We start from the raw sequence: 1,680 nt of genomic DNA, 5'->3' as shown, positions 1-1,680 counted from the left end.
GCCAGATCGTTGGAGTACGCATACCCGTTGTAGTAGTACGTGGACCAGGTGCCGCCACCGCTCACACCCTCGCCGCGGTCGAACCAGGCGACCTCCCGCGGGTTCTCCGAGTCGGTGAAGTCGAACACGGACACGCCGCCCTGGTACCAGGACTGAACCATCAGGTCCTTGCCCTTGACCGGGATCAGCGAACCGTTGTGCGCCACACAGTTCTCCTCGGCGGTGTTGATCCGAGGGATCTTGTAGTACGACGCGAACTCGAGCTCCGTCTTGCCATGGCGCTTGCGCTCGATGTCGTAGATGCCGTTGGCGCCGAGCTCCGGAGCGAACTCTTCGGTGCAGGTCGCGAGGCCACCGCCGCCGAGCTCGTCGGTGAAGACGACCTTGCTCGCGTCGTTGTTGAACGTGGCCGAGTGCCAGAAGGCGAAGTTCTCCGTGTCCCGCACCTGGCTGATCACCCGGGGACGCTCCCGGTCCCTGATGTCCATCAGGATGCCGTCACCCATGCACGCACCCGCAGCCAGGTCGTACTTGGCGTAGGTGGTGATGTCGTGGCAGCCGCTCGTGGTGGAGGCGCGGCGCTCCGGGTCACCCTCGTAGCCACCGTCCGGGAACAGGTTCGGCGTGGCGACCAGCTCGGCCGACGTCGGGTGCTTCACCGGGATCTTCACGATCGAGACGAAGTCGTGCGGCGGCTGGCAGTCCGGGTATGACGCGTTCGGCGCGTAGGACGACACGTACGCGTAGACCGTCCTGCCGTTCTTCGACGGAGCCAGGGAATGCGTGTGCGACCCGCACTCGGTCTCGATCGACTTGACGTACTCCGGCGCGAGCGGGTTGGAGATGTCCCAGATCTTGATACCCTCCCACGCCGCCTTCTCAGTGGCGGGCATGGACGTCGACGCGCACGAGTCGTCGCTGCGCGACGAGTCCGTGGAGAGCACCAGGATGTCCTTGTAGACGGAGATGTCGTTCTGCGAGCCCGGGCAGGAGACCTGCACGACCTGCTCCGGGTTCTTCTTGTCCGACAGGTCGTAGACGGTGAACCCGTCGTAGTTGCCGGCGAACGCGTACTTGCCCTGGAACGCGATGTCCGAGCCGGTGCCCTGCAGCGCGCCGTTCTTGGGCTGGTTGCTCAGGTGGGTCATGTTCGAGGACGCTGTCTCGCCCGGCGGTACGTCCGGCTCGGCGGCGGATGCGGCCACGGGTCCTGCGAGTGCCACTGCCGCCGCAGCAAAGAACGCTGTCAGGGCGACGCCAGTGGCACCCCGAGCGCGAGATCGAGTAAAGGTTGGTCGACGCACGGGCGTCACACCTCCTAGGTCGGTTGAGGCAGTGTCACGCACAGGATCCGCTCAGCACCAGACTTTTGGTGACGTTTTACACAGTGGTGACAATTGCCCCAAGCGACACAGCACTGCCCGACGACGGGCGGGTCACCTTCCGTACGGAAAGCACCCCGCCGTCGTCGGGCAGCCTGGCGTGCCCGGGACGGGCACATCTTCTGGCCGCGGACGCGTCAGCGGCCGAACGACTCCTGCATCTGCGGGTTGAGCGACCTCATCCGCACGCGCTCGGCGCGGCGGTCGATCGAGTCGTCGATGTCGAAGGTGTCGAAGCCGATGGCCAGATCGTTGGAGTACGCATACCCGTTGTAGTAGTACGTGGACCAGGTGCCGC

At 65.3% G+C, this 1,680-nt stretch carries 1 protein-coding gene; it reads right to left on the bottom strand.

Annotated elements, in window-relative coordinates:
* Positions 1-1,205: LVIVD repeat-containing protein (locus tag APR04_RS30265; RefSeq protein ID WP_253878359.1), on the bottom strand; the 1,205-nt coding region annotated here is incomplete at its 3' end.
* Between the last annotated feature and the right edge of the window lie 475 nt (positions 1,206-1,680).

Origin of the sequence: Promicromonospora umidemergens (assembly GCF_024171995.1) — a bacterium.
GTDB lineage: Bacteria > Actinomycetota > Actinomycetes > Actinomycetales > Cellulomonadaceae > Promicromonospora > Promicromonospora umidemergens.
The sequence above is the reverse complement of the archived record's forward strand: the minus strand, read 5'-3'. Positions and strand labels throughout refer to the sequence as shown.